Raw genomic sequence first — 2,651 nt, forward strand, 5'->3', positions numbered from 1 at the left:
GCCACCGGCGAAGTCTTCGACGCGCTGATGGCGGCAGGCAAAAAGCACGACATCCGCCCGATCGGCTATCGGGCACTGGAATCGCTGCGGCTGGAAAAGGGCTATCGTGCCTGGGGCTCCGACATCACGCCCAACGACACGCCGCAGGAAGCCGGGCTCGGCTGGGCGGTCAAGCTGCGCAAGAACACGGATTTCATCGGACGGCGCGCGCTGGAGAAGACCGGCGGCACGGCAATGAAGAAACGCTTTGCCGGCTTCACGGTCGACGACCCCGAGATCGTGCTGCTCGGCCGCGAAACCATCCTGCGCAATGGCGAGCCTGTCGGTTATCTCACCAGCGGCGGTTATGGCTATACGCTGGGCAAGACCATCGGCTACGGCTACGTGCGCAACGCCGACGGGGTCAGCGACGATTTTCTCGCCTCGGGCGACTACGAACTGGTGGTTGCGATGGAGAGGACGCCGGCCAAGATCCACCTCGAGCCGATGTACGACCCGGCAGGCGCGAGGGTCAAAGCGTAGGTCAGGTCACGCGCAGTGCGAGGCCGCGGCTGGGCACGGTGTCGGCTTCGCCGGGCATCGAGACATAAGGGCGCGTTTCCTCGACGCGGGTGACGAGGCCCTGCGCCTCGAGCTCAGCGACGCGCGTGGCGAAGCCCTGATCCCACAGCGAGTTCTTGACCGTCAGCACGATGATGCCGCCCGGCCGGCAGATGCGGATCAGTTCGTCCAGCCCCTCGACGCCAACATGACCTGATGTGAAGACGCCGGCCGAGATCACTCCGGCATAGGCATCATCGGCAAAGGGCAGATGACCGCCCAGCGCCAGGCAATGGAGCGCGGAATAGACACCCTTGCGGGCTGCCTGATCCAGCATGCCTTGCGAAATATCGAGTGCCTCGACTTGCGGGTAACCAGCAATATCAAGCCATTCGCCGATGAGACCGGTGCCGGCCCCGGCATCGAGCAGCGGTGCTGAACCGCGCGGCAGATGGCGGGTCAGCAGCGCAAGGCAGATCGTCGGATGGCGATAGCCGGCGGCCGACATGTCGGCGTCGTAGGTCTGCGACCAACGATCATAAAGTGCGGCGACCTCTTCGGGCCGCTTTGCCGCGTAGGCCGCGCCAAGCGCACCCTGATGTTTGTTGTCCGCCACTTTGATCCAGTCCGCCAATTTTTGATCTCGCAGTGATGATAGCCAAAGCGCGAAAATTGTGGAACCGTTGCCGCGACAAATAACAGTGTGTGGGGGCGCAGGCATGATTACAGACTAGGCGCGCGCGGCACTGGACGCCATTCCCATGCTGGCCGGCTACAGCGGGCCGCTGGAACGGCTGGGCGGCCTCACCAACCTCGTCTTCAAGGCCGGCGACTTCTGCCTGCGCATTCCCGGCAAGGGCACCGAGGAATACATCAACCGGGCCAACGAAGCGGTGGCTGCACGCGAAGCTGCAAAAGCAGGGGTCAGTCCCGAGGTGCTGCATGTCGATGCCGGCACCGGGTTGATGGTGACACGCTACATCGCCGGCGCCGAAACCATGTCGGAGGAGAAATTCAAGGTTCGGCCGGGCAGTCCAGCCCGCGCCGGCGAGGCCTTTCGCAAGCTGCACAATTCAGGCGCGGTGTTTCCCTTCCGCTTCGAGCTGTTTGCGATGATCGACGACTATCTCAAGGTGCTGTCCACCAAGGAGATCGCCCTGCCCGCCGGCTATCATGACGTGGTGCGCGAGGCGGAAACCGTGCGCTCGGCACTTGCCGCCCATCCGCTGCCGATCGTTGCCTGCCACTGCGATCCGCTGTGCGAGAACTTCCTCGATACGGGCGAGCGGATGTGGATCGTCGACTGGGAATATTCGGGCATGAACGACCCGCTCTGGGACCTTGGCGACCTCTCCGTGGAAGGTAAATTCGATCTGGCGCAAGACGAAGAGATGATGCGCGCCTATTTCGGCGGCGAGGCGAGGCCGGCGGAGCGCGGCCGCATCGTCATCTACAAGGCGATGTGCGACCTGTTATGGACGCTGTGGGGGCTGATCCAGCTCGCCAACAACAACCCGGTCGATGATTTTCGCGCCTATGCCGACGGGCGGTTCGCGCGCTGCAAGGCGCTGATGGAGACGTCCGAGTTTTCACGGCATCTGGCGGCGATCCGCCGGGGGTGAGCCTGGACTAATTCACGCCCTTCGGCACGTTTTCGGGCGGCACGGTGGTCTCGACCACTTTCTGGCGGTGGAAGATGAACAGGCCGGCGAGAACGACAATGCCCGAGCCGATCAGGATGCGCGGACCGGGAACGTCGCCGAAGAACACCAGTCCGAACACCACCGCCCACAGCAGCAGCGTGTAATGCAGCGGCGCCAGCGTCGAGGCCGGCGCCAGCTTGAGCGCCCTGGTGATCATCAGATGCGCGCCGCAGGAGACGATGCCGAGCAGCAGCATGGCGCCGAGATCGAGCGCCGACGGCGTCTGCCAGGCGCCGATGCTCAGCACGCCGCCGATCAGCAGCGTGCCGATGGTCTGCCATGTCACCAGATTGGTGTCGCTGGTGCCGCGCAGCCGGCGGTTGAGGATGATGGCGAAGGCGAAGGAGATACTGCCCACCAGCGCAAAGCCTGACGACAGCGAGAACGCCGCCGACGACGGTTTCAGCA

Annotated in this window: 4 protein-coding genes; 2 read left to right on the forward strand and 2 right to left on the reverse strand. The window is 64.2% G+C overall.

The features are described 5' to 3' along the window. A partial coding sequence (locus tag ENZ74_RS28295) for a glycine cleavage T C-terminal barrel domain-containing protein (RefSeq protein WP_164755217.1) occupies window positions 1–522 on the forward strand: 522 nt, incomplete at its 5' end. Between the two features lies 1 nt (window position 523). Here ENZ74_RS28295 and ENZ74_RS28300 read toward each other — a convergent pair. Then, on the reverse strand, window positions 524–1,156 hold the full coding sequence (locus ENZ74_RS28300) for a class I SAM-dependent methyltransferase (protein ID WP_063170453.1): 633 nt from the start codon (window positions 1,154–1,156) through the stop codon (window positions 524–526). Window positions 1,157–1,301: 145 nt separating this feature from the next. Between ENZ74_RS28300 and ENZ74_RS28305 the strand changes: the two genes are divergently transcribed. Further along, window positions 1,302–2,162, forward strand: a complete 861-nt coding sequence (locus tag ENZ74_RS28305) for a phosphotransferase family protein (protein ID WP_063169917.1) — start codon at window positions 1,302–1,304, stop codon at window positions 2,160–2,162. A 7-nt stretch (window positions 2,163–2,169) separates the two neighbouring features. Here ENZ74_RS28305 and ENZ74_RS28310 read toward each other — a convergent pair. Further along, a partial coding sequence (locus tag ENZ74_RS28310; RefSeq protein ID WP_164761269.1) for a DMT family transporter occupies window positions 2,170–2,651 on the reverse strand: 482 nt, incomplete at its 5' end.

This window comes from Mesorhizobium sp. M7A.F.Ca.CA.002.15.2.1, from assembly GCF_003998715.1.
GTDB lineage: Bacteria > Pseudomonadota > Alphaproteobacteria > Rhizobiales > Rhizobiaceae > Mesorhizobium > Mesorhizobium ciceri.